Here is a 25,989-nt window from a genome sequence, read left to right on the forward strand (position 1 = left end):
GGTTCGCGGTAGGGTTAGTGGTTGTGAGTACTAGCCCTGACCAACAACCTCGCCGTTTTAAGATCCGCTTCTGGCATGTTTTGTTCTTAGCGGTCTTGGTGGCCTGCACGTTCGGCTTGGCGTGGTGGCAGTGGACCCGGTTCCAGTCTGGCACAGGCACGTTCCAGAATTTGGGCTATGCCATCCAGTGGCCGTTTTTCGGTGGCTTTTTCGTCTACGCGTACCGCAAGTTTGTGGAGTATGAGAACCAGCGTTTGTTGGGTGACGATGAGCTTTTCGGGCCGAAAGATAGCGAATCGCCTACGGAAATCGATGAGTCTTTCCTCCCTCAGCGTAGGGAACTCACTGTGGAGGAATTCAATCGTTTGAATCAGCCTGAACGCCGGAAACAATAGGAAACAATAAAGGAGTTTTCTTTTCTCATGTCTACCCCAACCATTCACCCTGAGCGTAAGCGTCGTGTAGCCCAAGCTTTGCGGTACTTTTCGATCGCCGCATGGGCAACCGGTGTGATGCTCCTCGTGCTGGTTGTCCGCATGGTCTGCCAGTACGGTTTGCAGATGGAGATCCCTGAGTGGGCGAAGTACATTGCCCAGGTTCACGGTTTGTTCTACATCGTTTACCTGATCACGTCGTTGAACTTGGGCACCAAGGCACGCTGGTCGCCGGTGAAGTGGCTAGTCACAGCTCTTGGTGGTGTGGTGCCGTTCTTGTCCTTCTTTGTTGAGCACTGGCTTCGTAAGGATGTGACTGGGACGTTCCAGTTGGATCGCAATTAAAAAATGTGCTGAGGAATTCAACTCCTCAGCACATTTTTTATGCGTTGTATCCCGCGATGATGGGTACGAGTTGTTGGAGAGCTTTGCCGCGGTGTGAGATGGCGTTCTTTTCCGCCGGACTCATTTCCGCAGAGGTGCGTCCTGTGCCGGCTGCGTCTTCTTCAGCGGGCACGAACAGTGGGTCGTAGCCGAAACCGTTAGCGCCGCGGGGTGCGGTGAGCATGCGGCCTTCCCAGCGGCCTTCTACGATGTGTTCGTCGCCGTCGGGAGTCACGAGCGCGCAGACGGACACAAACGCCGCGTGTCGACGCTCCTCTGATACATGTTTCATCTGTGCCAGCACCAGCTCGTTGTTGGCTGCGTCGTTGCCGTGTTGTCCGGACCAGCGGGCGGAGAGTACCCCCGGCATTCCGTTGAGCTCTTCGACGGCGAACCCAGAGTCGTCGGCAATCGTGATAAGCCCACTGTGGTGTGCACCCGCACGTGCTTTGATTAGGGCGTTGTCGGCGAAGGTGCGACCGTCTTCCACGGGCTCGTCGTAGGCGTCGATTGCCGAAAGCGGCACTACCTCGACGCTGCTCAGACCTGCGTTTTCCAAGATGGTGCGCAGCTCACCGAGCTTCTTGGCGTTGTTCGAGGCTACGAGTACTTTCACTGTTCTAGGGCTGCCTTCTGTGCGGCGAACAGTTCTTGGCAGCCCTTCTGTGCGAAGTCCAAGATGACGGCAAGCTCATCACGATCAAAGGTGTTGTGCTCGCCGGTGCCCTGGATTTCCACAAAGCGATCGCCCTGCATAATCACGTTCATGTCCACATCCGCGCGGGAATCTTCCTCATAGGGCAAGTCGAGACACACTTGGCCATCGATCACACCGACAGACACCGCAGCTACTGGTGCCTTAAGAGGATTACCAGGGACTACGCCTTGTTCTTTGAGCACTGCGATGGCGTCGGCAAGGGCCACGTATGCGCCGGTGATCGAAGCGGTGCGGGTGCCACCGTCGGCCTGCAGAACGTCGCAGTCGATGTTGATTGTGTTTTCACCAAGCTCGCCAAGGTCAACAGCGGCACGCAGCGAGCGCCCAATCAGACGAGAAATCTCATGGGTGCGGCCCTTCACCTTGCCGCGCATGGACTCGCGAGCATTGCGTTCAGCGGTGGCAGCAGGCAGCATGGCGTATTCGGCGGTGAGCCAGCCTTCGCCGGAGTCACGCTTGAAGCGAGGAACACCGAATTCAACGGAGGCGGTACACATCACGCGAGTGTTGCCGAATTCAACGAGAACACTGCCGGCTGGGTTTGAAGTAAAACCGCGGGTGATTTTAACAGTACGCATCTGGTCGACGGCGCGGCCGTCTGCACGAGAAAAATCAGTCATGCGGTTTACGCTACACTGTCAGCTCCAGACCGCGCTCGCCGACGAGAACCTCGCCGTCAAATTCTGCCCGCGCCGCAGCAAGTGCCTCATTGGTATCACTCCATGGTGGGATGTGCACCAGCATGAGTTTCTTCGCACCCGCCAACCGCGCGAGACGGCCAGCTTCTGCACCACTCATATGCATGTTCGGGGCCTTACCTTCGCTGGTGGCACCCCATGTGGCCTCGCACAAGAACAGGTCGGCGTCGCGTGCACAATCAATCAGATTCTCCGCATAGGCGGCGTCACCGGAATATGCGATGACTTTCCCCGTGCGGGTTTCTTTTAGGCGCAGCGCATAGGAATCAATCGGGTGGATCGTCGGCCATGGGGTGATGGTCACTGCACCAAAGATCTCCTCTTTGCCGGGCTCCCATGGAACAAACGCGAACGTATCCGACATGTCATCCACTTTGTCAATGGAATTACTGCTCAGACGACCCAACACCACTGGTGCATCCTTCGGGCCACCGCAGAGGTTTCGACCCGGCGCGGGTTGGGTGGGGTGGAATCGTCGCCACACCATCAGTGCAGGGAAATCCATGCAGTGATCGGCGTGCATGTGTGAGAACACCACGTGGGCGTCGTTAGGATCTTGAATCCGTTGGAGTTCACCCATCACACCGTGGCCAAAGTCCATCGCAATGCTCGGGGAATTCTCGAACTGGATAAGGTAGCCGGAGGAAGGATTGTCTGGCGCACCTACGCTTCCAGAGCTTCCGAGAATGATCAGCTTCATGCTGCTAACATTGCCACGCTTTGGTGTAAAAAGTGAACACAAGGAACGCACATTACAGACCCGCGAATTTTTCCACGTGCGTCACATGCGGCCCCAAGAACCGCTCCGCCAACTGTGCGAACAGCACCGGATCCCCAGTCGATTCAAATGTGCGAACTGGTGTGGAATCCTCGCTGGCCAGCATGTCTGTCATACTCAACGTTTTAAGAACGTCCTTCGCGGTTTCTTCTGCCGACGATACCAACATGACGTGATCGCCCATCGCCAGCTGAATCACACCCGTAAGCAACGGGTAATGGGTGCACCCGAGCACCAAAGTATCCACGCCTGCGGCTTGCAGAGGTTCCACATATCCTTGCGCAACCCCCAAGATCTGCCGGCCTGACGTTATGCCACGTTCCACAAAGCTGACAAAACTTGGGCACGCCTGTGCATGCACCTCAACCGAGGGGCTCGCCGCAAATAGTTCTTGATACGCCCCCGACTTAATGGTGCCTTCCGTACCAATCACACCGATTTTTCCGTTGCGAGTTGTTGAGACGGCCCTGCGCACTGCGGGAAGGATCACACCTAAGACGGGGACGTCGAAACGCTCCCGAAGATCCCGCAATGCCGCCGACGTCGCCGTGTTGCACGCAATCACGATCATCTTGCAGCCACGACGCACTAATTCCTCACCGATAGCCAGCGACAACTCCCGAACTTGGGCGATAGGCTTTGGCCCATACGGACTGTTGGCGGTATCTCCGATATAAATCACCGACTCGTTGGGCAGCTGCTTCATAATCACCCGCGCTACGGTCAGCCCCCCGACACCTGAATCGAAAATCCCAATCGGTGCGTTATTCACTGCAATTCCTTCCTACGCGGTTTCGGATCATCCGACGAAATAGCAGCACCCGCCACTACTCCACCAACAGCCCCAAACAGGTGCGCCTGCCACGACACCCCAGGCTCCAGCGGCAGCACGCCCCATACCAAGCCGCCGTACATAAACGCTAGGATCACGCCAAGCGCCGCCTGTGCAAGACTGCGATTAAAAATCCCTCGCACCACAAGATACGCCAGCCAGCCATAAATCATTCCCGATGCACCAATATGGCTTGTACCGATCCCGCCGAAAATCCACGTGCCTAAGCCGCCGACCACAGCGACGATGAACGCAACCTCCCAAAACGCCCGCTTACCGGATAGACCGACGAGGAACGCGAAAATCGCGCCGGGGACTGTGTTTGCCATGAGGTGGGCTTGGCTGCCATGAATAAAAGGCGAGGTGAAAATGTGCCATACGCTGGGAATATCTAGCGGATGGATTCCAAGTATTTGTGCTAGGTAGCCGCCAAAGAACACGATATTGATGATGTGAACGGCCCAGATTGCTATTACGTAGCCAAGGGCTGCAAGCACGCCTGTTTTCATTCAGCCACCGCGATTTCCGATAATGCTGTCAGCCCGTATGCCGATGTTGCGTTGACTACAGCGGACACGATTGCTTGAGCTACCACTTCCGCCGCTGCGCGCGATAGTTGCGCCAGCGTATCGACGTCCACACCTGCGCCGTCACCCATCGAAATAGCAAACAGCGTATCCCCATCGAGTGGAGAGTGCGCTGGCCGGATGGCAACCGCGATTCCGTCGTGGCCGACCATCGCCAGCCGCTGTGCTTGCGCTTTTGTTACCGGCGCGTCGGTAGCGATCACACCAATGGTCGTATTGAGCTTAGTTTCTAGCCCTTTGAGCTGCGAAAATTTTTCACAGTCCACGCGCACGTCCGGATCAGCCCACAGGCGACCGCTGCGCGGATCCACCACGGATCCCACAGGGTTTGCCACCACGCCCGCTGCGACCACATAGTCACCCACGCGTTGCGACGCCTGCCCGAATCCGCCCCTGAGCACGCCCGCGGTGGCAGCACAGCCGGCCCCTACCGACCCCACTGCAGCAGCTGATCCGCCATCGAAAGCATCGCGGACTGCTTCTTCACCATCGGCAGCCGTTGGCCGGTGGTACGGATCCCCTACTAGTAAATCGAAGATCACAGCCCCTGGCACGATGGGCACGCTTACCCCGCCTGGCACTGGGAACCCAATGCCACGGGAGTCGAGTGTGCGCATCACACCATCCACGGTTGCAAGACCAAACGCTGATCCACCTGATAACACCACGGCATGGACTCGCTGCACTGTGTTGTGGGGCTCTAGGAGATCTGTTTCTCTCGTACCTGGTCCGCCACCACGAACATCTACTGCACCGATTGCAGACTCAGGTGTTACGACCACAGTGCAGCCTGTATCCCCTAGGCTACGATGACCGACGAGCACGCCGGGGACGTCGATAAGCCCGCCCATTAATCTAGCGAACCCATCATTGCTGTGAGCAGGGATTCTTGAGCAAAAGCGAGCCACTCGACGAGTGCGTCACGATCTTCCGTATCCTGAACCTCGCTCGAAGCTAGGTAAAGGCGAATGTCGTTGAGGCCACCCACCCACGCTTGGGCTTCTTCCTCGCTGACGGTGACGAACACACTGCCGTCCGGCCCCAACGCTTGGCCAATTGCTTGCAGATTACTTAGTTTGGCGCGCGTGATGTCGTTTTCGTGAAGACTTCGCAGCAACGAATTATCACCGTCGAATTCTTCATCGCCTTGCATCTCAAAATCTGGTAGCAGCCGCGCAAGACCTGGGTCTTCCGGTGCCTCAGTATGCCCACCACCCATGCCGGTTAACTCTGCCAGTTCGTCTTTGGGTGCCGACTGTGCTCGCGAAATAAGAACTTCCGATACGTTGGCCGCTAGGTTTCCCAGCACTTCCCTCTCAATTGGCTCGAGCGTACATTGATACCGAGCCCCCTTGAACAGGCCTTTTTTCTTTTTCCAGGCTTCCACGCCGGTTTGTCCTTTCCTAGCCGCCTTGCTGCATTGTGGCCCAAAGACCTGCTGTGTGCAGCTTTTTCACGTCGGCTTCTACTTTGTCTCGCTCACCAGAAGAAACTACAGCTTTGCCTTCGGTATGCACTTGCATCATCAGCTCTGTGGCTCTCTTCTTGCTGTATCCGAGAATTGTTTGGAACACATAGGTGACGTAGCTCATCAGGTTGACTGGGTCGTCCCACACGATGCACATCCACGGCAGATTCTCACTGGATGCCACTTCGACGGCCATTTCCTCATCAAGAGAGGGAGTGGCCATGGGTGAAGAAAGCACCACGTCAGGGGCATTCACGTCATTCGTCGCACCATACATAGTTCACCAGCCTAGTAGGTATTGCCACCGTCACGTTGTTTCGGGGGCTAAGCTGTGAGTCGTGACTCATAATCAATCGACTGCGCTTCTCACCGACATGTATGAGCTGACCATGTTGCAGTCAGCGCTTGCCGACGGCACCGCAGAGCGCCAATGCACCTTCGAGGTCTTCGGTCGACGTCTTCCTAACGAGCGACGCTATGGCGTTGTCGCAGGTACGCCCCGTGTACTCGAAGCTATTCAAAACTTTTGTTTCACCGAAGCTCAGCTTGCCAGCCTGACATTCCTCAACGACGCCACCCTCGAATACCTGCGTAACTATCGCTTCGCAGGGCATATCGACGGCTACCGCGAGGGCGAACTGTACTTCCCGCATTCCCCCATTTTGACTGTTCGTGGCACCTTCGCCGAATGCGTGATCCTCGAAACTGTCATCTTGTCCATCATGAATGCAGACTCTGCCGTGGCAACTGCGGCAGCTCGCATGGTCACCGCCGCCGATGGCCGTACCATCATCGAGATGGGCTCTCGTCGAACCCACGAATACGCAGCTGTTACTGCAACCCGTGCAGCCTATCTGGCAGGTTTTAGCGCTACTTCCAATTTGGAAGCCGTGCACCGGTATGGCATTCCGGGTTCTGGAACGGCAGCCCACGCGTGGACGCTTTTGCATGTTAACGAGGATGGCACACCTAATGAGAAGAGTGCTTTCGAGTCTCAGATAAAAGCCCAGGGCACTGGAACTACGTTGCTCATCGACACCTATGACATTGCTCAAGGTGTGCACAATGCAATCGAGGTGGCTGGCCCCGAGCTCGGCGCAGTACGAATCGACTCCGGCGATCTTGGCGTAATGACCCGAAAGGTCCGTCAAGAGTTGGATAATCTTGGTGCTCATAACACTCAAATTGTGGTGTCCTCCGATCTTGATGAATATTCAATCGCTGGTCTTCGCGGCAATCCGGTCGATGTTTTTGGTGTTGGCACATCTGTTGTTACTGGTTCCGGCGCTCCTACTGCTGGCATGGTGTACAAACTGGTGGAAGTCGATGGCAACCCTGTTTCTAAACGCTCCCGTGGCAAAGGAATGCTCGGTGGCGCCAAGCGTGCAGCCCGTACTCACCGTGCGTCCGGAACCGCTGTGGAAGAACTCGTGTTCCCTTACGAACATCCAGTCCCCCAGGTTGGCACTCTCACATCGGTAGAGCTCACCATCCCACTCATGCGCGATGGTGTGGTTGTTGAAGGACTTCCTACTTTGGAAGAATCCCGTGCTTACTTAGCGCAACAACTCGTCACCATCCCTTGGGAAGGATTGGCTTTAAGCCGCGACGAACCAGTCTTGGCAACTCGCCATGTGGGATTCGATCAGTAACTTTTAGCTACCACGCCGTACCATATTCGGCATGAGTTCCGTTTCCCCATTGGTAGTTTCCACTGACGAACTTCTCAGTGCAGCTGTTGCTGCATTGGGAGGTTCTACGCGTAAAGGCCAAGTTTCGATGGCCAACGCGGTGACCAACGCTTTGGAAACGGAACGCCACTTGGCTGTTCAAGCTGGGACCGGCACGGGCAAGTCGCTTGCCTATCTGGTTCCGGCAATTCGGCATGCGCAAGCCACCAACACCACAGTCGTTGTTTCTACAGCAACGATTGCCTTGCAACGCCAGCTCGTTGACCGCGATCTGCCACGTCTGGCGGACGCTTTGGAGCCTTTGTTGGAGCGTCGCCCGACCTTTGCCATTATGAAGGGCCGTGCGAACTATCTTTGCATGAACAAAATTGCAGCAGCTGAAGGCCCAGAAGATGCTCTGATTAGTGAAGAAGACATCTCGTGGTTGGGAAAGCACGTTGCTCGTATCCACGAATGGGCCAATGACACCGAAACCGGTGATCGCGATAGCCTCGAACCGGGTGTTCCTGATTTGGCGTGGCGCCAAGTCAGTGTTTCTGCTCAAGAATGTATTGGTGCTTCGCGTTGCCCTCATGGTGAAGATTGTTTTGCGGAACGAGCCCGCAAAAAGGCGCATGAGGTCGATGTTATTGTCACCAACCACGCATTGCTGGCGATTGATGCTTTGTCCGAGGTCAACGTATTGCCTGAGCATGATGTTGTGATCGTGGATGAGGCTCATGAGCTCGACGGCCGAATCACAGCAGTGGCAACCAACGAAATCGGTGTGACGGCGTTGTCGATGTCTGCACGACGCGCCGGCAAACTCGGTGCTAATGGTAAAGACGAAAAAGTTGTTGACATCGCTAAAGAGTGGGAAGACGAGATGTTGACCATTGAGTCTGGTCGCATTACTGATCTTCCTGATTCGTTGCGGTCCCAGCTGGTATCCCTTCGCGACGCTTTGTGGTCCCTGCGCGATCAAGTTAGCCACGCTCCCGACGGCGAGGCCGCAAACGATCCAGAACGGCATGCCGAACGCATGTCCCTGTCTAATCACCTGAACGACCAGCATGATTCCGTCGTCCGTATCTTGGAGGTATTCGAAGCCGAAGATCCCAGCACGCACGATGACGTAGTGTGGGTCATCCACGATGAGCGTCGAGGCGTCATGCTCAAAGTCGCTCCACTGTCGGTCGCCGGTTTGCTGCATACGCGCCTTTTCGGCGAAAACACTGTGGTCTTGGCCTCGGCTACGTTGACCATCGGCGGTAATTTCAATGCCATGGCTGCTAGCTGGGGTTTGTCTAAAGGAACATGGGATTCCCTCGATGCCGGTACGCCTTTTGATCCAGCAAAGTCGGGCATTCTGTACACAGCGCGCCATCTCCCCGATCCAGGGCGTGATGGGCTGTCTCCGGAAACACTCGACGAAATCTACAATCTGATTATGGCCGCGGGCGGGCGCACTTTGGGATTGTTTTCTTCTAAACGCGCAGCTGTTCAAGCTACCGAAGAGATGCGCAAGCGCTTGCCTTTCGACGTCCTGTGCCAAGGCGATGACTCCACGGGGGCCTTGGTATCGCAGTTTTCCAAACAGGAAAACACCTGTTTGTTCGGTACATTGAGCCTCTGGCAGGGAGTAGATGTTCCTGGTAAATCGTGTTCCTTGGTGATTATCGACAGAATTCCATTTCCACGCCCTGATGATCCGCTGTTGCAAGCCCGAAAGGAAGCAGCTGATGCCGATGGCCGTAACGGTTTCATGGAAGTTGCTGCCACGCATGCGGCATTGCTCATGGCACAAGGTGCTGGCCGTTTGCTGCGCCACGTCACTGACCGCGGAGTCGTCGCAATTTTGGACACCCGCATTGTAAAGAAGCGTTACGGTTCTTTCTTCTTGTCCTCTCTGCCTGCTTTTTGGCGCACAACAGATTCTTCTGTAGTCCAAGGTGCTTTGAAACGATTGGTGAAAAACTAAAATGTGGCCGACACACGATCTTCCCATTCTGAGTAATAAGTCGCTTATCTTGCGAAAACTCCAGATCGAAGACGCGCCTCGTTTAGTTGAGCTGGCCCAAGATCCAGCTATGCGTGATTTCACAACAATCCCCTCCCCTTTTACTGCGGAAAACGCCCTAGAGTTCATTTCTGCTAGTTCAGTTCCCACCGATTCCGTTATTCGATGGGCAATCGCGGCTGCGGATAAGCCCAGCACCTATCTAGGCACTATTGAGCTGCGCGTGCAGTCCCCCATTTGTGTCGATATTGGTTATTCACTTCACCCCCATGCTCGTGGCTTAGGCATCATGCCCAAAGCCGTACAGCTTGTTAGCAACTACGCGTTGTCAGTCGGATTTCACCGCGTCGAAATTAAAATACGTACTTCAAATGTTGCCTCAAGACGTGCCACTGAGCGCGCTGGAGCAACTTTCGAAGGTATCGCACATAAAGCCGAACTTCATCGCGGTTCCATCTATGATTTAGCAATATACTCCATCACTTCTTAAGCTACCCCCATCCGTTCGAATGTTCTTTCGGATGTCAAGGCCTTGCGATACACTCGCAACCAACATGAACAACCAGGGGGCTAAACATCATGAACATCACAGGGGAGACCACACAACCGTTCTACAGTCACTGCGACATGAACGACCCACTCTGCCGTGCTGAACGACTACGCATCCAATTCGACTACTACCGCTGGCACAGCCTACAACCCAATGACAACGACGACGTTGACACCTACACCGCAGACATCGCCACCCGTATCGGCAAAACCCAACGCTACGTCTGCGACCACCTCGACGCCATCTACTACCTCACCCAACTCCCACAACTCCACACCCTCTACCAACAACTCTGGCACCTCGACGACACCCGACTAATCAGCATCACCAGAATCATCTCCGCACTACCTACCACCTACTTTGACACCATCGACACCCACCTGACACGCTGGCTCACACCCACCCAACCAGCACAAACCATCCCCACCGCCAGAGCTATTACCCGATTCCTACGCAAAACCATCACCCACCTCGGCTACCACCTCGACAACACTCGAAAACCAGAACAATACGTCTACATCTATGACGCCGGACACGGGCTCGCAGGCATCGACGCCCTTATCCACGCCGGTGTCGCAGAACTACTCGACACCACCCTACGCAGCATCAAAAAGACCCATAGTTGCGACGACTCTACAGCCCTACAACTTCTCCTAGAAGACAAAACCAGTGTGGTGATCAACCTCTACGACACCGGCACGGGGATTACCTGCACCCCACAGGGAACGGCCCTGCCTCAGGTGCCTGAGCATCCTGTTGTTCGTGTGCTCGGTGACGCTGATGTGGCTGTGTCGACCGGTTACCGGTTTACAGAAGCAATGCGCAGGTTTATTCAAGGCCGTGATGGGGTGTGTCGTTTCCCTGGTTGTGGGGTGCCGGCGCAGTGGTGCGATATTGACCATGTTGAAGAATATGATCTCGGTGGAGTTACCGGTGCTGTCAATGCTCAGTGTTTATGTCGGCATCATCACAATGTGAAAACGTCTCGTCGGGTCGATTGTGAGATTGGTGCCGGTGGTGTGGTGTCGTGGCAGATCGGTGATCGTACGGTGGTCACCACACCGGAAGGGGTGCTAGCGGGGCAAACGTTTAGGCAACGCAGAGAAAGAGAGTGTCCGATTGTTTGTGTGCGGGGGGCTTGGTTTACAAGTAGTCCGCGAATCGGTCGGGGTAAGCCACGGCTAGTTGGTTGATGGCTTGTTTCCACCCGGTGGCTTTCGCTCCTTCAATATAGCCGTTGCATTCGATGGCGCGCTTCGCTTTCTTCGCTCGCTGGGCAGCGCGCTTGTCCTCGATGTTGCAGATCATCAGCCACAGCGTTTTCAGCGCCGCGGTATCGTTCGGGAACTGGCCGCGGTTGCGGGTGGCTTTCCGCAGCTCAGCATTCAGCGATTCGATCGAATTCGTGGTGTAGAGTACCCGCCGTGCCGCAGGCGGGAACTGCAAAAATGGCACAAACCGGTCCCAGGCGTCGCGCCAGACTTTGACCGATTGCGGGTATTTACGGCCCAGTTCACTGGCCTCGAATGCGTCCAGGGCGGCGCGGGCGGTGTCCTCGGTCGGTGCGGTGTAGACCTCCCGTAGCGCACTTGATACGGGTTTGCGGTCTTGGTAGGACACCCACCTGTTGGCCGCCCGGATCAGGTGCACGATACAGGTCTGCACCATGGAATTCGGCCAGGTTGCCTCCACGGCTTCCGGCAGGCCTTTGAGCCCGTCGCAGCAGACGATGAACACGTCTTGGACCCCACGGTTGGCAAGGTCAGCGCACACGGATGCCCAAAAACTGGCGCCTTCATTGTCTGCGATCCACAATCCCAGGATGTGCTTGATGCCGTCCATGTCGACGCCTACCGCCATGTAGCAAGACTTGTTGACCACGCGGTGGCCATCGCGGATCTTCACTCGCAGCGCGTCGAGGAAGATCACTGGGTAGAACTCGTCGAGCTGGCGGTTTTGCCAGATCATGACCTCTTCTAACACCGCGTCGGTAATGGTGCTGATCGTATCTGGGCTCATATCCACCCCGAGGGTGGTGGCGAGGTGGTGGCAAATATCGCGCACGGTCATCCCACCGGCGTACAGGGAGATGATCATGTCATCAAGCTCCGTCAGACGGCGGGTGCCTTTAGGCAGCATCCGCGGCGTAAACGTGCCAGCTCGATCCCGGGGCATAGTCACATCAAAGGTGCCGTAGCCAGAGTTGACGGTTTTGGTGTACGACCCGTTGCGGTGATTGCCACCATCCGGGGTGCCCAGCTGGGCTTTCGCCGTACGATCAGAGTGCGCGTATCCTAGATGCGCGTCCATTTCAGCCTGCAGACCAGCGTTGATCGATGCCTGCAAAAGACCTTTGACCAGGTCGCTGGCATCATCGGTGGAAGTCGACAACTCGCCGATCAGTTCGGCGATTTCCGGATTTTCCATCAGCTTAGCGCTGATCTCGTTGACCCTGTTCGGGTCATGACCTTTCCTCGGTGACACGGTAGTCATTATCAGTGAAACTCCTTCTGGATCAGAGCCTCACACACAAAACACCTGACACCCTCCAGAGAAAAGAAAATCAAAAAAGCGGCATAGGTAACGCAACAACCGTCAATGAGCTAGGAGCAACTTCTGTAAAACCCGCATCAATCACATGAACAGCACCCGGCCGCTCTGCTGCTTTACGGAACACATCAGACTCAACTTCCCGCACGCTCAGGCGGTAGCTCTGGTCTGCCCAACGCTCAACCCACTCAAAAGGTTGCGCTGCGGCAAGAAGCATCGACCCATGCCCAACTTGGGCTGCCGTTTTGCCTACAGACATGCCCAAACCACGATCCACATACAGCACCGGGCCCTCAGTGGGATCGGCAGGCGAATCAAAAGGAACATCGGTATGAGAAATCTGCAGTTTCTTCAACAACGGATCCACCGAATCCACAGGCCCCGGCACAAAAGCACGAGCCTCCGCGGAACCAGAAACCGAAGAAACACCGGGGAGCGCCGTCACGCGTTCCCAAGCAGCGTTCCTACCACGGCGCGCCACCTTACGAATCCGATGGTCATACCACTGCTGCAATCGGTTGCCATACCACTCATCCGTCACCGATTCCTCACTCAAACAGCAAGCAACAACCGCTTGAGCTGCAGCCTGCAAAATCTCGGAACGCGCAGGAGGATCATTCTTCGGAAGATGCAGAGCAATCTGCATCGCTTGCACAGTAGGGTTTCCTTCCCTCCGTGACATCGACCGTAAACGCTCATAAGCAATACGTAAATTACTCATGTGCTTCCAAAGGAACGCGACGAGAGTCCCCATCAGCATCGATTTCTTCGCGCGTGATGCCCAACATATACAGGACCTCATCAAGGAAAGGAGTATTAACCGAGGTGTCGGCGATTTCTCGCAATGCTGGTTTCGCATTAAACGCAATGCCCATGCCCGCAGCCGAAATCATGTCAATATCATTCGCACCATCGCCAACAGCAACAGTCTGATACATCCGAAGCCCAGAATCCCCAGCAAATTCACGCAGGAACTCTGCCTTAGCCGCACGATCCACCACCTTACCGATCACGCGGCCCGTCAGCTTGCCGTCCTCGATTTCCAAGGTATTTGCCCGAACATAATCAAGATCCAAGTCCTGAGCAAGATCTTCCAAAACTTGGATAAATCCACCCGAAACCACAGCCGTCTTATAGCCCAAGCGCTTCAAGATGCGAATCGTGGTACGCGCACCAGGAGTAAGCACAATATCGCGAGCAACCTCGTCGATAACAGAAGCGTCCAACCCGGCCAACGCTTTCACACGCTCACGCAGAGATTCCTCGAAATCAAGCTCGCCGCGCATCGCACGCTCGGTGACCGCCGCGACTTCTTCCTCCCTACCAGCATGCGCGGCCAACATCTCAATGACCTCGCCAGTGATCAACGTGGAATCGCAATCAAAACACACCAACCGCTTCGAGCGGCGCTGCAAACCAGCGCGTTCGATCACGATGTCAACGCCCAACTCGGTTGTCAACGCAGCCAGCGCCTTCCGCAACGGCTCTGCCGCACCAGGGGCAGAATCCGCCACAGTCACGCGCAACTCAAGACCGGTAACAGGGTAATCCGAAATCCCTCGAATGGCATCAATGTTGGCACCAAAATCAGCCATAGTCTGACCGATCTTCCAAATGTCCTCAGCACCCACAGGATTACCCAAGATCACCACAACGTGGGTCGAACGAGGGCGCGAAACCTCAGTACGAGACTCCACCGAAAGAGAAACAGACTGACCGTGCACACTCAACGTGTCGCGAAGCCCCTGTTCAACAGAATCAATCATCGAGGCTTTGATTCCGGCATAAACGGCAATACTCAAAAATCCACGGAATTTTGATTGTTCCACGTCCAAAATCTGCACATTGTTCGCGGAAAGAACACGGAAAGTTGCAGCGGTAACACCGTGGCGGTCAGCTCCAGTCACGGTAATAACAACTGGGGTGAGGTCTTGACGCAATGGCACTGAAGTTATTGGAAGAGTCACCTCGCTATTGTTGCATGATTTGTGACTCATATCCCATTAACACCCCTGTACTAGGTAACACAAAACGAGGACCTAGGAAAACCTAGATCCTCGTTCAAAGTCAGAAAGCGATCAGATTATCGCTTGTTCACTGGCTCAGTGGTGTCCAATGTGAGCCTCGCGGCGCATGCGCTCCACCATGTGTGGGTAGTGCAGCTCGAAGGCAGGACGCTCGGAACGGATACGTGGCAGCGATGTGAAGTTGTGGCGTGGAGGAGGGCAAGAGGTAGCCCACTCCAAGGAGTTGCCGTAACCCCATGGGTCGTCGACAGTAACGATCTCACCGTAGCGGTAGGACTTGAACACGTTCCAGATGAATGGGATAACCGAGACACCAAGCAAGAAGGAGAACACGGTAGAAATCTGGTTCAAGGTGGTGAATCCATCAGACTCGAGGTAGTCAGCGTAACGACGTGGCATGCCCTCGTTGCCAACCCAGTGCTGAACCAAGAAGGTGCCGTGGAAGCCAACGAAGGTGATCCAGAAGTGGATCTTGCCCAGACGCTCATCCAACATACGGCCGGTCATCTTGGGGAACCAGAAGTACACACCAGCGTAGGAAGCGAATACCACAGTACCGAAGAGGGTGTAGTGGAAGTGTGCAACCACGAAGTAGGTGTCAGAGATGTGGAAGTCCAGTGGTGGGGATGCCAGCATAATACCGGTCAGACCACCGAAGAGGAACGTCACCAAGAAGCCCATGGTCCAGGTCATTGGGGTTTCCCAAGAGATGTGACCGCGCCACATGGTGCCCAACCAGTTGAAGAACTTCACACCGGTTGGAACCGAGATGAGGAACGTCATGAAGGAGAAGAATGGCAACAAGATTGCGCCGGTAACGAACATGTGGTGTGCCCACACAGCCATCGAAAGCATACCAATGGACAAGGTTGCAAAAACCAGGCCGATGTAGCCGAACATTGGCTTACGTGCGAACACTGGGATGACTTCGGAAACGATACCGAAGAATGGCAGTGCGAGGACGTACACCTCTGGGTGGCCGAAGAACCAGAAGAGGTGCTGCCACAGGATGGCACCGCCGTTACCTGGATCGTAGATGTGTCCACCGAGCTTGCGGTCGTACATAACGCCTAAAGCTGCTGCGGTGAGCAGTGGGAAGATCAGAAGAACGATGACGGAAGCAACGAAGATGTTCCAGCAGAAGATCGGCATACGGAACATAGTCATACCTGGTGCACGCATGCACAGGATGGTGGTGATCATGTTCACGGCGGAAGCAATGGTACCTACACCAGTTGCACCCACGCCGATGATCCAGAAGTCTCCGCCCACACCTGGGGAGTGGATGGAATCAGCCAAAGGCAGGTACATCGTCCAGCCGAAGTCTGCTGCACCACCTGGAGTGAGGAAGCCTGCTAGCATTGCAACGACGCCGATCTGGGTAATCCAGAAACCAAAAGCGTTCAAACGTGGGAATGCCACGTCAGGTGCGCCGATCTGCAATGGCAGAACATAGTTAGAAAAACCCCACACGACTGGCGTACCAAAGGCCAGCAGCATGATGGTTCCGTGAAGGGTGAACAGCTGGTTGAACTGCTCGTTAGACAGGAACTGAAGTCCTGGGCTGAAGAGCTCGGCACGAATAAGCAGAGCCATCAAACCACCAACGAAGAACCACACGAAGGACATGACGATGTACATCATGCCCAGTAGTTTGTGGTCAGTTGTGGTCAGCATCTTCCACGCCAGCGTTCCCTTGCGGGCACCACCGGTTGGTGCGGGCCTTGTTGGCTCGGCATAATTTTCGAGCCTCGGCGCCACAGCGGTCATACGATCCTCCTGACTTGTGGGTACCCCATACCACGGCGGGTATGAGGTGACCAGATTTACACTGTGGCATCTTATGGCAGGCTATGACACTAATCCAGCCACTACCCTAGAACGATGTTTCACACCATTAACATTGCAAACTGTGATCCAGCAGTCAGGGAGGCGTCGTAACGCCTTTGTGCTGGAGTTTCCCCCTCGATGTTGATTATTGGGTGACTATCGCCACATTTTTTGGGCGAAAAGTCAATTTTTTAGGGCTGACAATGTGACCCTGATTTCACCCCCACCCGCGATCAACCTAAAGGTTGAACAAAGAAAACCGCTGCACAACTAAATTAGTTGCACAGCGGTTTGTATGAAATTAGAAATCCCAGTCGTCGTCCGTGGTGTTCTCAGCCTTGCCGATCACATAGGAAGAACCGGACCCCGAGAAGAAGTCGTGATTCTCATCAGCGTTCGGCGACAGCGCAGAAAGAATTGCCGGCGAAACACGGCACTCGTCCGCCGGGAACAGCGCCTCATAACCCAAGTTGTTCAACGCCTTGTTTGCGTTATACCGCAGGAAGCGCTTGACGTCTTCGGTCCAGCCAAGATCGTCATACAAGTCTTCGGTGTACTGAATCTCGTTGTCATAGAGATCGTAAAGCAAGTCGAAAGTGTACCCCTTCAGTTCCGCCTGGCGCTCCGGAGTTTCCTTACGCAGCGCCTGCTGGAACTTATAGCCAATGTAATAGCCATGGACCGCTTCATCGCGAATAATCAAGCGAATAATGTCCGCGGTATTGGTGAGCTTGGCATGGCTCGACCAATACATAGGAAGGTAGAAGCCGGAGTAGAACAGGAAAGACTCCAACAAGGTGGATGCAACCTTGCGCTTCAGCGAATCATTGCCCTCATAGTAAGAGAGAATGATCTTCGCTTTCTTCTGCAGGTTTTCGTTTTCCTCAGACCAGCGGAAGGCGTCGTTAATTTCTGGTGTGGACGCAAGAGTCATAAAGATATTGGAATAGCTCTTTGCGTGAACGCTTTCCATGAACGCAATGTTCGTGTACACGGCCTCCTCATGTAGGGAGACTGCGTCGGGAAGCATCGACACTGCACCGACGGTGCCCTGGATCGTATCCAGAAGGGTAAGACCGGTGAACACACGCATGGTGGTCTGCTTTTCCAGATCATTGAGCGTCTTCCAGCTCTTAATATCGTTAGACACTGGGATTTTTTCCGGCAGCCAGAAGTTACCGGTCAACCGATCCCACACCTCGAGGTCCTTTTCATCAGGAATCGAGTTCCAGTTGATAGCCGACACCGGCTTGGGATGAGATTCAAAGTATGCGTCGTACGTAGTCACAGGTTGTTACACACTCCTTTTTGGCAAGTCTTTTTGAGCTTACACCACCAACCCAAAATGTGACTTTCAACACACTTCATGGTCGATGGTTTGGTTTGGCTATATTTATTGGTGACTGGTTTTCATTTGCGGGCTAACGTGGCATATCTCACCACATCTAGCCACTCAACCAGCTCACTTAGACAAACGCAAAGCAATTATTCGAGCTGAAAAATTTTTAGTTAAGCAAGGGAACCCAAATACAAAAACCCTAGTTATGCTGGGCTATCTTAAGCTGACAGTTCCTTAGCGGACTTTTAACATTAGTGGCATGAGCATCAACGATAAGCTGGCAGCAGCACTAAACGACCAAATTACCGCCGAGTTGGAAGCCTCCATGGTTTACCTCCAGCTCTCCTACATCTTGGATGACCTTTCCCTTACCGGAATGAGCAGCTGGATGAAGAAGCAGCACAAGGAAGAGCTCGATCACGCAGCAGCATTTTCCAAGCACCTCTTGGATCGCGACTACCGCCCACAGATTGGCGACATCGCACCTCCAAAGCTCGATGCTGCTACCGCTATCGAAGCTTTCGAGGCATCCCTCGCTCACGAGCAAAAGATTACTGGCATGATCCGCGAACTCGCAGATCTTTCCATGTCCGTGAAGGATCACGATTCTCGCCCATTGATCGATAGCTTCTTGCAAGAGCAGATTGAAGAGGAAGCAACAGTGAAGGAAATCCTCGATCGTCTGCGCATGGCAGATACCGGCACCGGACTGCTTCGCATGGATGCCGAGTTGGGAGATCGTTAATCCCCTCCCCCAGCTAACTTCTATAAAAAATCCCCCTCGCGGGGGATTTTTTATAGCATGCAGGATACACAACCCTCGACCTCGGTACCCTCAAGGGCAACTTGGCGGAGTCGAATGTAGTACAGGGACTTAATTCCTTTACGCCATGCGTAGATCTGCGCGCGGTTGATGTCACGGGTTGTCACGTTGTCCTTGAAGAACAGCGTCAATGACAAACCTTGGTCAACATACTTGGTGGCTACTGCATAGGTATCAATGACCTTTTCAAAGCCGATCTCATAGGCATCTTGGTAGTACTCTAAGTTGTCGTTATCCATGTGCGGTGCTGGGTAGTACACGCGACCGATCTTGCCTTCCTTACGGATCTCGATACGAGAGGCGATCGGGTGAATCGACGAGGTGGAGTTGTTGATGTACGAGATCGAACCCGTCGGAGGCACAGCCTGGAGGTAGCGGTTGAACAAGCCGTCCTTCATGACCAACTGCTTGAGTTCTTCCCAGTCTTCTGCGGTAGGCACAACAATGGTGGAGTTCTCAAATAGCTCTTGAACCTTTGCGGTCTTCGGAGCAAAGTCAGCTGGATCGAAACGATCAAAGTAGCTGCCATCGGCATAGTCGGAAGTTTCAAAGCCTTCAAAACGCTGGCCGCGTTCCGCAGCAATCTTGCGAGAAGCGCGCAGGCACTGATACAACACGGCGGCGAAGTAGGCGTTGGTAAAGTCCAAGCCTTCTTCTGATCCGTAGAAGATATGCTCACGACCCAAGTAGCCGTGCAGGTTCATCTGCCCAAGGCCGATGGCATGAGCTGCATCGTTGCCCTTCTTAATGGATGGCACGGAATCGATGGAGGTCTGCTCGGACACCGCGGTCAACCCACGAATCGCGGTTTCCACGGTCTTAGCAAAGTCGTTGGAATCCATGGCCATAGCGATGTTCATGGAGCCAAGGTTGCACGAGATGTCTTCACCAACATGCTCATAGGTTAGGTCGGCGTTAAGAACTGATGGCGAGTTGACCTGCAAGATCTCCGAGCACAGGTTAGACATGTTAATCCGGCCTTCGATGGGGTTGGCGCGGTTAACAGTGTCTTCGAACATGATATACGGGTAGCCAGACTCGAACTGGATCTCGGCGATGGTTTGGAAGAACGCGCGGGCGTTGATCTTGGTCTTGCGGATACGGGGATCTTCGACCATGTCGGCATAGAGTTCGGTGACAGAGATATCTGCAAATGGCTTACCGTAGACGCGCTCGACGTCATAGGGGCTAAACAGATACATGTCTTCGTTACGCTTAGCCAGCTCAAAAGTAATGTCTGGGATCACGATGCCCAGCGACAGCGTCTTAATGCGGATCTTCTCATCGGCATTTTCACGCTTCGTATCCAAGAAGTTCAAGATGTCTGGGTGGTGAGCATTCAGGTACACCGCACCTGCACCTTGACGTGCGCCCAGCTGGTTGGCGTAGGAGAAGGAATCCTCGAGCAGCTTCATCACAGGGATAACACCGGAAGACTGGTTCTCAATCTTCTTGATCGGTGCACCGGATTCACGCAGGTTGCTCAGCAGCAACGCCACGCCACCGCCGCGCTTGGACAGCTGCAATGCGGAGTTAATGGAACGTCCGATCGACTCCATGTTGTCTTCGATACGCAACAGGAAGCACGATACTGGTTCGCCGCGCTGTGCCTTACCGGAGTTAAGGAAGGTCGGTGTTGCAGGCTGGAAACGTCCCGTCATGATCTCGTCAACGAGGTTACGGGCCAGTTCGATGGAACCGTCGGCAAGCGTCAGTGCCACCATGCACACGCGATCTTCGAAGCGCTCGAGGTAGCGTCGACCGTCGAAGGTTTTGAGCGTATAGGAGGTGTAGTACTTGTAGGCACCCAAGAATGACTTAAAGCGGAACTTATGTGCGTAGGCCTGCTTGAACAGGTCTTTGATGTCTGCAAAAGAGTACTTGTCCAGCACTTCTGGCTCGTAGTAGTTGTTTTCTACGAGATACTCGATCTTTTCTTCTAGGTCGTGGAAGAACACTGTGTTCTGATTGACATGCTGCAGGAAGAACTGGTTGGCCGCTTCTCGGTCTTTATCAAATTGGATTCGCCCGTTTGCGTCATAAAGGTTCAACAGTGCATTCAGTGCGTGGTAGTCGAGTTGCTCAGCGCGGGAAACTGGCTCAGCAACGTGCCTTCCCATGGATTGATTCACGAGACAAATCCTTACAAGATTGCTTGATGGATAGGGGAAAATTATTCAGTTATTTTTCAAGGCCTAGTGCTGCTGCGTTTTCTCGCAGACCGTCGCGCACTAGCCTGACATCTTCGTCGTTGCCCATGAGCTCAAATCGATACACATAGGGTACCGAACATTTCTGCGAAATCACATCCCCAGCTTTGCCAAAGTCGAGGCCAAAGTTGGAGTTTCCTCCTGAAATGACCGCGCGGATAAAGCTGCGATTGTGTTCGTTGTTCAGAAATTTAATCACCTGAACAGGTACCGGCTTTGTGTTGTTTCCGCTTATCGACGCTCCCCCGCCGTACGTTGGGCACACGAGCACGTAGGGCTCGTCGATACGCAACGGGGCGTCGGACTTGGTCAGTGGGATGCGCTGGGACGGAAATCCCAGTTTCTCTACAAACCGTTTGGTGTTTTCGGTGGCCGAAGAGAAATAGACAACCAGCATTTCGCCGATACCCCTTTCTTTATATAGACATAAGGAAAGCCGCCGACGGAACAGCCCAGTTGCTGCCGTGGCGGCACAAAGTGGTGTGTGGCGCTACGCTACCTGTGCTGCCAAGGAGCTGATGCGCTCAGGACGGAAGCCTGACCAGTGTTCGCCGTTTGCTTCAACGACAGGCGCCTGCAGGTATCCCAGTCCCATGACGTGGTCACGTGCCTGATCATCCACGCTGATGTCTACGAGGGTGTAGTCCAATCCGGCTCGGTCGAGAGCCTTTTTAGTTGCGTTGCACTGGACGCAAGCTGGCTTGGTATACACGGTGATAGACATAGCGCAAACTTCCTATTTCTTAACAAATTATGAGATTACCGAGGAACCGATACTGTTCTCGGCGACATGAAAAGACACTATACTTTGTGGTACTTTTCCGCAACCGGCACAACATCTAGTATCCCCGTTCGGTAAACCTCCAGCAACCATGCCCACCGGACCCCTACATGTTGCGGTAGGGCCCAGCGGCAACCAAAATTGCCCGTTTCGCATAACCCCAGCTCGCTAGAAAACCATCAGCATCCGCCCAGCACGTGCGTTATCAGATTGTTATATTGGCGTTGCTGATAGGATCAGGACACGTGGATCACCGGCTAACATTCCTCTCGCACTACGACACGGCAGCATGCAAAGCAGCACACGAAATCATCTCCTGCTACTCCACCAGCTTCGGCCTAGCCACAAAACTCCTGCGTGGTCGCATCCGCACGGACATCAGCAACCTCTACGCCATGGTGCGCATCGCAGACGAAATCGTCGACGGCACAGCACAGATGGCAGGCCTTGAGCCCAACGCCGTCTCCCAGCTCCTCGACGATTACGAGGCAGCCGTACTCGCCGCCCCCACGCAGCGATTCCACGCTGACCCCATCCTCCACGCCTGGGCGCTAAGCGCTCGGCGCTGCAAATTTAAAACTGAACACGTGCAGGCATTTTTCACCTCCATGCGCAACGACCTGCACAAATATAACTACGAGGCCGCCGAATTTAACGAATACGTCTACGGTTCCGCCGAGGTCATAGGCCTTATGTGCTTGGACGCTTTCCTCGCAGAACAATATCCCCGCCCGCATGAGCGCACCATGATGGAACACGGCGCGCGTAGCCTCGGCTCCGCCTTTCAAAAAATCAACTTCCTGCGCGACATTGAAGAAGACACCCACGTCCTCGGACGCAACTACTTCCCACAACTAACCGGCGAGCTTACCGACGCCACTAAGGCCCTCCTCGTCGCCGACATCCGCACCGACCTTGCCGCCGCCTACTGCTGCATCCCACTCCTGCCTTTCGACGCCCGCGTCGGCGTCCAAGCAGCCGCAGACCTCTTCACAGCGCTGACCGACCGCATCCACGAGTCCTCCGCAGTCGAAGTCACACACACTCGGATCCGTATCCCCAAAGCCCAAAAAATTGCCATCATCACCCGAGCCCCTTGGAGGGCATTACATGGCTAAACACGCGATTGTTATTGGCGCCGGTGTTGCAGGTCTTGCCACCGCCGGACTCCTGGCACGCGAGGACTACCACGTGCGCGTCTTTGAAAAACTCGACGCCCCTGGCGGCCGCGCCGGCCAACTCACCGACAGCGGCTTTCGCTGGGACACCGGCCCCTCGTGGTATCTCATGCCCGAAGCTTACGACCGCTTCTTTGAGCTCATGGGCACCACCTCCGAACAGGCCTACGAGCTTGTCGAGCTCCACCCTGCCTACCGGCTCTTCCCCGAAGGTTCACCAGCACTCGACGTGGACAGCGGCGTGGGAAACGTCGCAACGCTTTTCGACGCCCTCGACCCCGGCGCCGGCAAAAAAGTACGACGCTACCTCCGCAACGCCACCGACGTGTACTACCTCTCTCTGCGGCACTTCCTCTACACCACCTTTAGCAGCCCCCGCGACTTCCTGCACGCCGACATCCTTCGCCGCCTCCCCTACCTTGCGCGGCTCTTAAGCAGCTCACTTGATACGTGGGTACGCAACCGATTCCCACACCCTATTCTGCGACAAATACTGAGCTACCCCGCAGTCTTTCTATCCACTCAGCCCAGCCAAGCGCCCGCGCTCTACTCACTCATGAGCCACACCGACCTTGTCGAAGGCGTACGCTACCCCCGCGGCGGATTCGCCGCTATCATGTCCGCCATCGAAAAAATCGACCGCGAAGCCGGCGTGGAGTTCTACTACGAACACGAAGTCACCGACATCACCATCGAATCCGGTCGCGCCTGCGGCATCACCGCAGCCGGCCCCCACGGAACCTCCTCCTTCGATGCCGATGTGGTCGTCTCCGCCGCAGACCTCCACCACACCGAAACTCGGCTGCTGCCACCCCACCTGCGCAGCTACCCCGAAAACTACTGGAGCAAACGCAACCCAGGCCTTGGAACCGTACTCATCATGCTAGGAGTGCGCGGCCCACTACCCGAACTCGCCCACCACAATCTGCTCTTCAGCAAAGACTGGGACCCCGATTTCGCTGCCGTCTATTCCGGGCCACACCCCTCCCGCCCACTCGACGCATCACAATCCATCTACATCTCTAGAACCTCAGCAACCGACAGCGACGCAGCCCCCGAAGGACACGAAAACCTCTTCATCCTCGTGCCCGTCCCCGCCAACGACGCCCTCGGCCACGGCAACACTTACCACCGCACCGCCTCTCCGCGAGTCGAAGAAATCACCCGCGCAACAATCGCACAGATCGCCACATGGACCGGTATCAGCGACCTCGCCGAGCGCATCGTGGTCACCAAAACACTAGGCCCTGCCGACTTTTCCGAGCGCTACCACGCATGGTCCAGCGGAGCCATCGGACCAGCACATACCTTGATGCAATCCGCCTTCTTCCGCGGGAAAAACATGTCGTCGAAAGTCAAAGGCCTCTACTACGCCGGAGGTACCACCGTGCCTGGTGTTGGAGTGCCCATGTGCCTAATCTCCGCAGAAAACGTGATCACGCGAATCAAAGAGGAATAGGATCCTATTGCAAAAATAACTGCAGAAATAACCAAAAAAGACCGCCACTGAAAGGTGACGGTCTTTGAAGTTATAACACGAATTAGCCTTGACGAGCCTTGAAACGCGGGTCTTTCTTGTTGATCACATAGACCTTGCCACGACGACGCACAACCTGAGCGCCCGGCTTGTTCTTCAGCGACCGAAGGGACTTACGGACCTTCATCGGGCGCTCCTTTCTTCTCCACGAAAGCCTTGAACGGGCTTTACAGTTTACGACGGCGAGACTCCGACAAAGTCTGCCATGACACGAGGGACAATATTATCCCATAGCACGAACAAATGCCAAACCGTGCCGCTTGGTGCATAAAATTACACCATGACTACTTCCCCAACACGCAACGACATCATCCGCCGACTAGGCACAAAACCCACGATCGACCCCGCAACGGAAATCCGCAACCGCGTCGACTTTCTCACCCGTTACATCAAGCACTCTGGCACCAAAGGTTTCGCGCTAGGGATCTCCGGCGGACAAGATTCCACCCTCGCAGGCCGCCTCGCACAACTCGCAGTAGAACAGCTACGAGAAGCCGGCTACCTCGCCGAATTCTGGGCAATCCGCCTCCCCTACGGCGTACAAGCCGATGAGGACGACGCCCGCATCGCCCTAGAATTTATCCAGCCCGACCACAGCGTGGTCATCAACATTAAAGAGGCAACCGACGCAGCCGCCCGCGCCACCGCCCAAGCATTGGGGCTTCAATACGTAGGAGACTTCAATAAAGGCAACATCAAAGCCCGCCAACGCATGATCGTCCAATACGCACTCGCCGGCGAAAAGAAACTACTCGTGATCGGCACCGACCACGCAGCAGAAAACGTCACCGGATTCTTTACAAAGTTCGGCGACGGCGGCGCCGACATCCTCCCGCTTGCAGGGCTATCTAAACGCCAAGGCGCCGCCCTCCTAGAACACCTCGGCGCACCACCATCCACATGGAAAAAAGTCCCCACCGCCGACCTCGAAGAGGATCGCCCAGCGCTTCCCGACGAAGAAGCACTCGGCGTAACCTACCGAGAAATCGACACCTACATCGAGGGACATGGAGAAGTCTCACGCGAGGCACAACAGCGCATCGAGTACCTCTGGAAAATCGGCGAACACAAACGCCACCTCCCCGTCGAACCCGATGACACCTGGTGGAACTAGTAGCGCTCTGGTTCCTCCCCAAATACGAACGCTCGGCCAGACACCTCACGGACGTCGATACGCACAAAATTGTACTTTAACGTCGGCAGCCATGGTTTCAGGCCGAGCGTATCCGCATGCCGAGCCTCTTCAGTATCGCGAACCACATGCGCATTACCCTTAAGGACCACCGACCAGCCCTCTGCATCATCAAAGCGATCCACCTCAAACAACACATCAGAATTGAGGTTCACACTAAAAAGCTTGGTACCTTCAGCCGTGCGGAAATACACCCGAGGCTGCTCAGCAGAATTATCAAGCACAAAATTTACGGGGAAAATATCGAGATCATCCTTGCGGTGCACAACAAGACGGCCCACTGACTCCGACGACAGTCGAGACAACGAATCAGATGAATCAAGAATGGTAATTGGATCGCTCATAATCCCCATCATGGCAAGGATCTACGTCACTGTGTGACA

Annotated in this window: 28 protein-coding genes; 10 read left to right on the plus strand and 18 right to left on the minus strand. The window is 54.9% G+C overall.

What is annotated here, in order from left to right:
- Positions 1 to 23: 23 nt before the first annotated feature.
- Positions 24 to 395 carry a hypothetical protein gene (locus ABMV07_RS10685; protein WP_088267851.1) on the plus strand — a complete coding sequence of 124 codons (372 nt, stop codon included), beginning with the start codon at positions 24 to 26 and terminating at the stop codon, positions 393 to 395.
- 27 nt (positions 396 to 422) lie between these two features.
- Complete coding sequence (locus ABMV07_RS10690; RefSeq protein WP_374064601.1) at positions 423 to 779, plus strand: DUF3817 domain-containing protein; 357 nt, start codon at positions 423 to 425, stop codon at positions 777 to 779.
- Positions 780 to 816: 37 nt separating this feature from the next.
- Here the strand turns inward: ABMV07_RS10690 and rdgB are convergent, their stop codons facing one another.
- Genes rdgB through clpS form a run of 8 tightly spaced genes read right to left on the minus strand, consistent with a single transcriptional unit; the run spans position 817 to position 6,176 of the window.
- Entirely contained in the window at positions 817 to 1,434 is a 618-nt protein-coding gene (gene rdgB / locus ABMV07_RS10695; protein WP_088267849.1) for an RdgB/HAM1 family non-canonical purine NTP pyrophosphatase, read from the minus strand.
- Positions 1,431 to 2,156, minus strand: coding sequence for a ribonuclease PH (gene rph, locus ABMV07_RS10700; RefSeq protein ID WP_196977234.1), 726 nt, complete (start codon positions 2,154 to 2,156; stop codon positions 1,431 to 1,433). The genes rdgB and rph overlap by 4 nt, the downstream gene beginning before the upstream one ends.
- A gap of 10 nt (positions 2,157 to 2,166) precedes the next feature.
- The gene (locus ABMV07_RS10705) at positions 2,167 to 2,934 is read right to left on the minus strand and encodes an MBL fold metallo-hydrolase (protein WP_162841399.1); all 768 of its coding nucleotides are present in this window, start codon (positions 2,932 to 2,934) and stop codon (positions 2,167 to 2,169) included.
- A 52-nt stretch (positions 2,935 to 2,986) separates the two neighbouring features.
- Entirely contained in the window at positions 2,987 to 3,784 is a 798-nt protein-coding gene (gene murI / locus ABMV07_RS10710) for a glutamate racemase (protein WP_196977236.1), read from the minus strand.
- The gene (locus tag ABMV07_RS10715; protein ID WP_088267845.1) at positions 3,781 to 4,353 is read right to left on the minus strand and encodes a rhomboid family intramembrane serine protease; all 573 of its coding nucleotides are present in this window, start codon (positions 4,351 to 4,353) and stop codon (positions 3,781 to 3,783) included. The genes murI and ABMV07_RS10715 overlap by 4 nt, the downstream gene beginning before the upstream one ends.
- A complete protein-coding gene (locus ABMV07_RS10720; protein WP_088267844.1) occupies positions 4,350 to 5,282 on the minus strand; it encodes a P1 family peptidase in 933 nt (310 codons plus the stop codon). The genes ABMV07_RS10715 and ABMV07_RS10720 overlap by 4 nt, the downstream gene beginning before the upstream one ends.
- Positions 5,282 to 5,818 (minus strand): DUF2017 domain-containing protein, encoded by a 537-nt coding sequence (locus ABMV07_RS10725; protein WP_088267843.1) that lies wholly within the window; start codon positions 5,816 to 5,818, stop codon positions 5,282 to 5,284. Before ABMV07_RS10725 ends, ABMV07_RS10720 begins: the two co-directional genes overlap by 1 nt.
- 16 nt (positions 5,819 to 5,834) lie before the next feature.
- Positions 5,835 to 6,176 (minus strand): ATP-dependent Clp protease adapter ClpS, encoded by a 342-nt coding sequence (clpS, locus tag ABMV07_RS10730; RefSeq protein ID WP_014303776.1) that lies wholly within the window; start codon positions 6,174 to 6,176, stop codon positions 5,835 to 5,837.
- Positions 6,177 to 6,237: 61 nt separating this feature from the next.
- Between clpS and ABMV07_RS10735 the strand changes: the two genes are divergently transcribed.
- The 4 genes from ABMV07_RS10735 (at position 6,238) to ABMV07_RS10750 (ending at position 11,332) form a co-directional block, all read left to right on the plus strand.
- Positions 6,238 to 7,551 carry a nicotinate phosphoribosyltransferase gene (locus ABMV07_RS10735; protein WP_374064602.1) on the plus strand — a complete coding sequence of 438 codons (1,314 nt, stop codon included), beginning with the start codon at positions 6,238 to 6,240 and terminating at the stop codon, positions 7,549 to 7,551.
- Between the two features lie 31 nt (positions 7,552 to 7,582).
- On the plus strand, positions 7,583 to 9,550 hold the full coding sequence (locus tag ABMV07_RS10740; RefSeq protein ID WP_196977238.1) for an ATP-dependent DNA helicase: 1,968 nt from the start codon (positions 7,583 to 7,585) through the stop codon (positions 9,548 to 9,550).
- Position 9,551: 1 nt separating this feature from the next.
- The gene (locus ABMV07_RS10745; RefSeq protein ID WP_088267839.1) at positions 9,552 to 10,079 is read left to right on the plus strand and encodes a GNAT family N-acetyltransferase; all 528 of its coding nucleotides are present in this window, start codon (positions 9,552 to 9,554) and stop codon (positions 10,077 to 10,079) included.
- Positions 10,080 to 10,168: 89 nt separating this feature from the next.
- Positions 10,169 to 11,332: an HNH endonuclease signature motif containing protein gene (locus ABMV07_RS10750; RefSeq protein ID WP_374064603.1), complete on the plus strand. Its 1,164-nt coding sequence runs from the start codon at positions 10,169 to 10,171 to the stop codon at positions 11,330 to 11,332.
- On the opposite strand, the gene ABMV07_RS10755 is transcribed toward ABMV07_RS10750, so the two are convergent.
- The 5 genes from ABMV07_RS10755 to nrdF form a co-directional block, all read right to left on the minus strand.
- Positions 11,283 to 12,632, minus strand: a complete 1,350-nt coding sequence (locus tag ABMV07_RS10755) for an IS256-like element IS1132 family transposase (protein ID WP_374063848.1) — start codon at positions 12,630 to 12,632, stop codon at positions 11,283 to 11,285. The genes ABMV07_RS10750 and ABMV07_RS10755 overlap by 50 nt on opposite strands.
- 70 nt (positions 12,633 to 12,702) lie before the next feature.
- Positions 12,703 to 13,410 (minus strand): aminoacyl-tRNA hydrolase, encoded by a 708-nt coding sequence (locus ABMV07_RS10760; protein ID WP_088268090.1) that lies wholly within the window; start codon positions 13,408 to 13,410, stop codon positions 12,703 to 12,705.
- Positions 13,403 to 14,686: a phosphoserine phosphatase SerB gene (serB, locus tag ABMV07_RS10765; RefSeq protein WP_088268089.1), complete on the minus strand. Its 1,284-nt coding sequence runs from the start codon at positions 14,684 to 14,686 to the stop codon at positions 13,403 to 13,405. The genes ABMV07_RS10760 and serB overlap by 8 nt, the downstream gene beginning before the upstream one ends.
- 105 nt (positions 14,687 to 14,791) lie before the next feature.
- Positions 14,792 to 16,486, minus strand: a complete 1,695-nt coding sequence (gene ctaD / locus ABMV07_RS10770) for a cytochrome c oxidase subunit I (RefSeq protein WP_014318111.1) — start codon at positions 16,484 to 16,486, stop codon at positions 14,792 to 14,794.
- 361 nt (positions 16,487 to 16,847) lie between these two features.
- On the minus strand, positions 16,848 to 17,834 hold the full coding sequence (gene nrdF / locus ABMV07_RS10775; protein ID WP_197692110.1) for a class 1b ribonucleoside-diphosphate reductase subunit beta: 987 nt from the start codon (positions 17,832 to 17,834) through the stop codon (positions 16,848 to 16,850).
- 310 nt (positions 17,835 to 18,144) lie between these two features.
- On the opposite strand from nrdF, the gene ABMV07_RS10780 reads away from it, so the two are divergent.
- On the plus strand, positions 18,145 to 18,630 hold the full coding sequence (locus tag ABMV07_RS10780) for a ferritin (RefSeq protein WP_088268087.1): 486 nt from the start codon (positions 18,145 to 18,147) through the stop codon (positions 18,628 to 18,630).
- A gap of 50 nt (positions 18,631 to 18,680) precedes the next feature.
- On the opposite strand, the gene nrdE is transcribed toward ABMV07_RS10780, so the two are convergent.
- The 3 genes from nrdE to nrdH form a co-directional block, all read right to left on the minus strand.
- Complete coding sequence (gene nrdE / locus ABMV07_RS10785) at positions 18,681 to 20,828, minus strand: class 1b ribonucleoside-diphosphate reductase subunit alpha (RefSeq protein ID WP_088268091.1); 2,148 nt, start codon at positions 20,826 to 20,828, stop codon at positions 18,681 to 18,683.
- A gap of 61 nt (positions 20,829 to 20,889) precedes the next feature.
- The gene (gene nrdI, locus ABMV07_RS10790; RefSeq protein ID WP_010935389.1) at positions 20,890 to 21,315 is read right to left on the minus strand and encodes a class Ib ribonucleoside-diphosphate reductase assembly flavoprotein NrdI; all 426 of its coding nucleotides are present in this window, start codon (positions 21,313 to 21,315) and stop codon (positions 20,890 to 20,892) included.
- Positions 21,316 to 21,408: 93 nt separating this feature from the next.
- Positions 21,409 to 21,642, minus strand: coding sequence for a glutaredoxin-like protein NrdH (nrdH, locus tag ABMV07_RS10795; RefSeq protein ID WP_088268086.1), 234 nt, complete (start codon positions 21,640 to 21,642; stop codon positions 21,409 to 21,411).
- A gap of 302 nt (positions 21,643 to 21,944) precedes the next feature.
- Between nrdH and ABMV07_RS10800 the strand changes: the two genes are divergently transcribed.
- Both ABMV07_RS10800 and ABMV07_RS10805 read left to right on the plus strand, forming a co-directional pair.
- Entirely contained in the window at positions 21,945 to 22,817 is an 873-nt protein-coding gene (locus ABMV07_RS10800; protein ID WP_088268085.1) for a phytoene/squalene synthase family protein, read from the plus strand.
- Positions 22,810 to 24,336: a phytoene desaturase gene (locus ABMV07_RS10805; RefSeq protein WP_197690321.1), complete on the plus strand. Its 1,527-nt coding sequence runs from the start codon at positions 22,810 to 22,812 to the stop codon at positions 24,334 to 24,336. Before ABMV07_RS10800 ends, ABMV07_RS10805 begins: the two co-directional genes overlap by 8 nt.
- Before the next feature lie 82 nt (positions 24,337 to 24,418).
- On the opposite strand, the gene ykgO is transcribed toward ABMV07_RS10805, so the two are convergent.
- Positions 24,419 to 24,541: a type B 50S ribosomal protein L36 gene (gene ykgO, locus ABMV07_RS10810; protein WP_003852698.1), complete on the minus strand. Its 123-nt coding sequence runs from the start codon at positions 24,539 to 24,541 to the stop codon at positions 24,419 to 24,421.
- Between the two features lie 153 nt (positions 24,542 to 24,694).
- On the opposite strand from ykgO, the gene nadE reads away from it, so the two are divergent.
- On the plus strand, positions 24,695 to 25,528 hold the full coding sequence (gene nadE / locus ABMV07_RS10815; RefSeq protein WP_197690320.1) for an ammonia-dependent NAD(+) synthetase: 834 nt from the start codon (positions 24,695 to 24,697) through the stop codon (positions 25,526 to 25,528).
- Here nadE and ABMV07_RS10820 read toward each other — a convergent pair.
- The gene (locus ABMV07_RS10820) at positions 25,525 to 25,962 is read right to left on the minus strand and encodes a pyridoxamine 5'-phosphate oxidase family protein (protein WP_088268082.1); all 438 of its coding nucleotides are present in this window, start codon (positions 25,960 to 25,962) and stop codon (positions 25,525 to 25,527) included. The two genes, nadE and ABMV07_RS10820, sit on opposite strands and share 4 nt — an antisense overlap.
- Positions 25,963 to 25,989: the final 27 nt, after the last annotated feature.

The sequence above is a fragment of the Corynebacterium belfantii genome (assembly GCF_041898185.1).
Taxonomy (GTDB): Bacteria; Actinomycetota; Actinomycetes; order Mycobacteriales; family Mycobacteriaceae; genus Corynebacterium; species Corynebacterium belfantii.

Coding starts and splice junctions, on each gene's coding strand:
- ABMV07_RS10690 (WP_374064601.1), top strand. CDS start 423: ATGTCTACCCCAACCATTCACCCTGAGCGTAAGCGTCGTGTAGCCCAA.
- rph (WP_196977234.1), bottom strand. CDS start 2,156: ATGACTGATTTTTCTCGTGCAGACGGCCGCGCCGTCGACCAGATGCGT.
- ABMV07_RS10705 (WP_162841399.1), bottom strand. CDS start 2,934: ATGAAGCTGATCATTCTCGGAAGCTCTGGAAGCGTAGGTGCGCCAGAC.
- ABMV07_RS10715 (WP_088267845.1), bottom strand. CDS start 4,353: ATGAAAACAGGCGTGCTTGCAGCCCTTGGCTACGTAATAGCAATCTGG.
- ABMV07_RS10720 (WP_088267844.1), bottom strand. CDS start 5,282: ATGGGCGGGCTTATCGACGTCCCCGGCGTGCTCGTCGGTCATCGTAGC.
- clpS (WP_014303776.1), bottom strand. CDS start 6,176: ATGTATGGTGCGACGAATGACGTGAATGCCCCTGACGTGGTGCTTTCT.
- ABMV07_RS10740 (WP_196977238.1), top strand. CDS start 7,583: ATGAGTTCCGTTTCCCCATTGGTAGTTTCCACTGACGAACTTCTCAGT.
- ABMV07_RS10745 (WP_088267839.1), top strand. CDS start 9,552: ATGTGGCCGACACACGATCTTCCCATTCTGAGTAATAAGTCGCTTATC.
- ABMV07_RS10750 (WP_374064603.1), top strand. CDS start 10,169: ATGAACATCACAGGGGAGACCACACAACCGTTCTACAGTCACTGCGAC.
- ABMV07_RS10755 (WP_374063848.1), bottom strand. CDS start 12,632: ATGACTACCGTGTCACCGAGGAAAGGTCATGACCCGAACAGGGTCAAC.
- ABMV07_RS10760 (WP_088268090.1), bottom strand. CDS start 13,410: ATGAGTAATTTACGTATTGCTTATGAGCGTTTACGGTCGATGTCACGG.
- serB (WP_088268089.1), bottom strand. CDS start 14,686: ATGAGTCACAAATCATGCAACAATAGCGAGGTGACTCTTCCAATAACT.
- ctaD (WP_014318111.1), bottom strand. CDS start 16,486: ATGACCGCTGTGGCGCCGAGGCTCGAAAATTATGCCGAGCCAACAAGG.
- ABMV07_RS10780 (WP_088268087.1), top strand. CDS start 18,145: ATGAGCATCAACGATAAGCTGGCAGCAGCACTAAACGACCAAATTACC.
- nrdE (WP_088268091.1), bottom strand. CDS start 20,828: ATGGGAAGGCACGTTGCTGAGCCAGTTTCCCGCGCTGAGCAACTCGAC.
- nrdI (WP_010935389.1), bottom strand. CDS start 21,315: ATGCTGGTTGTCTATTTCTCTTCGGCCACCGAAAACACCAAACGGTTT.
- nrdH (WP_088268086.1), bottom strand. CDS start 21,642: ATGTCTATCACCGTGTATACCAAGCCAGCTTGCGTCCAGTGCAACGCA.
- ABMV07_RS10805 (WP_197690321.1), top strand. CDS start 22,810: ATGGCTAAACACGCGATTGTTATTGGCGCCGGTGTTGCAGGTCTTGCC.
- ykgO (WP_003852698.1), bottom strand. CDS start 24,541: ATGAAGGTCCGTAAGTCCCTTCGGTCGCTGAAGAACAAGCCGGGCGCT.
- nadE (WP_197690320.1), top strand. CDS start 24,695: ATGACTACTTCCCCAACACGCAACGACATCATCCGCCGACTAGGCACA.
- ABMV07_RS10820 (WP_088268082.1), bottom strand. CDS start 25,962: ATGATGGGGATTATGAGCGATCCAATTACCATTCTTGATTCATCTGAT.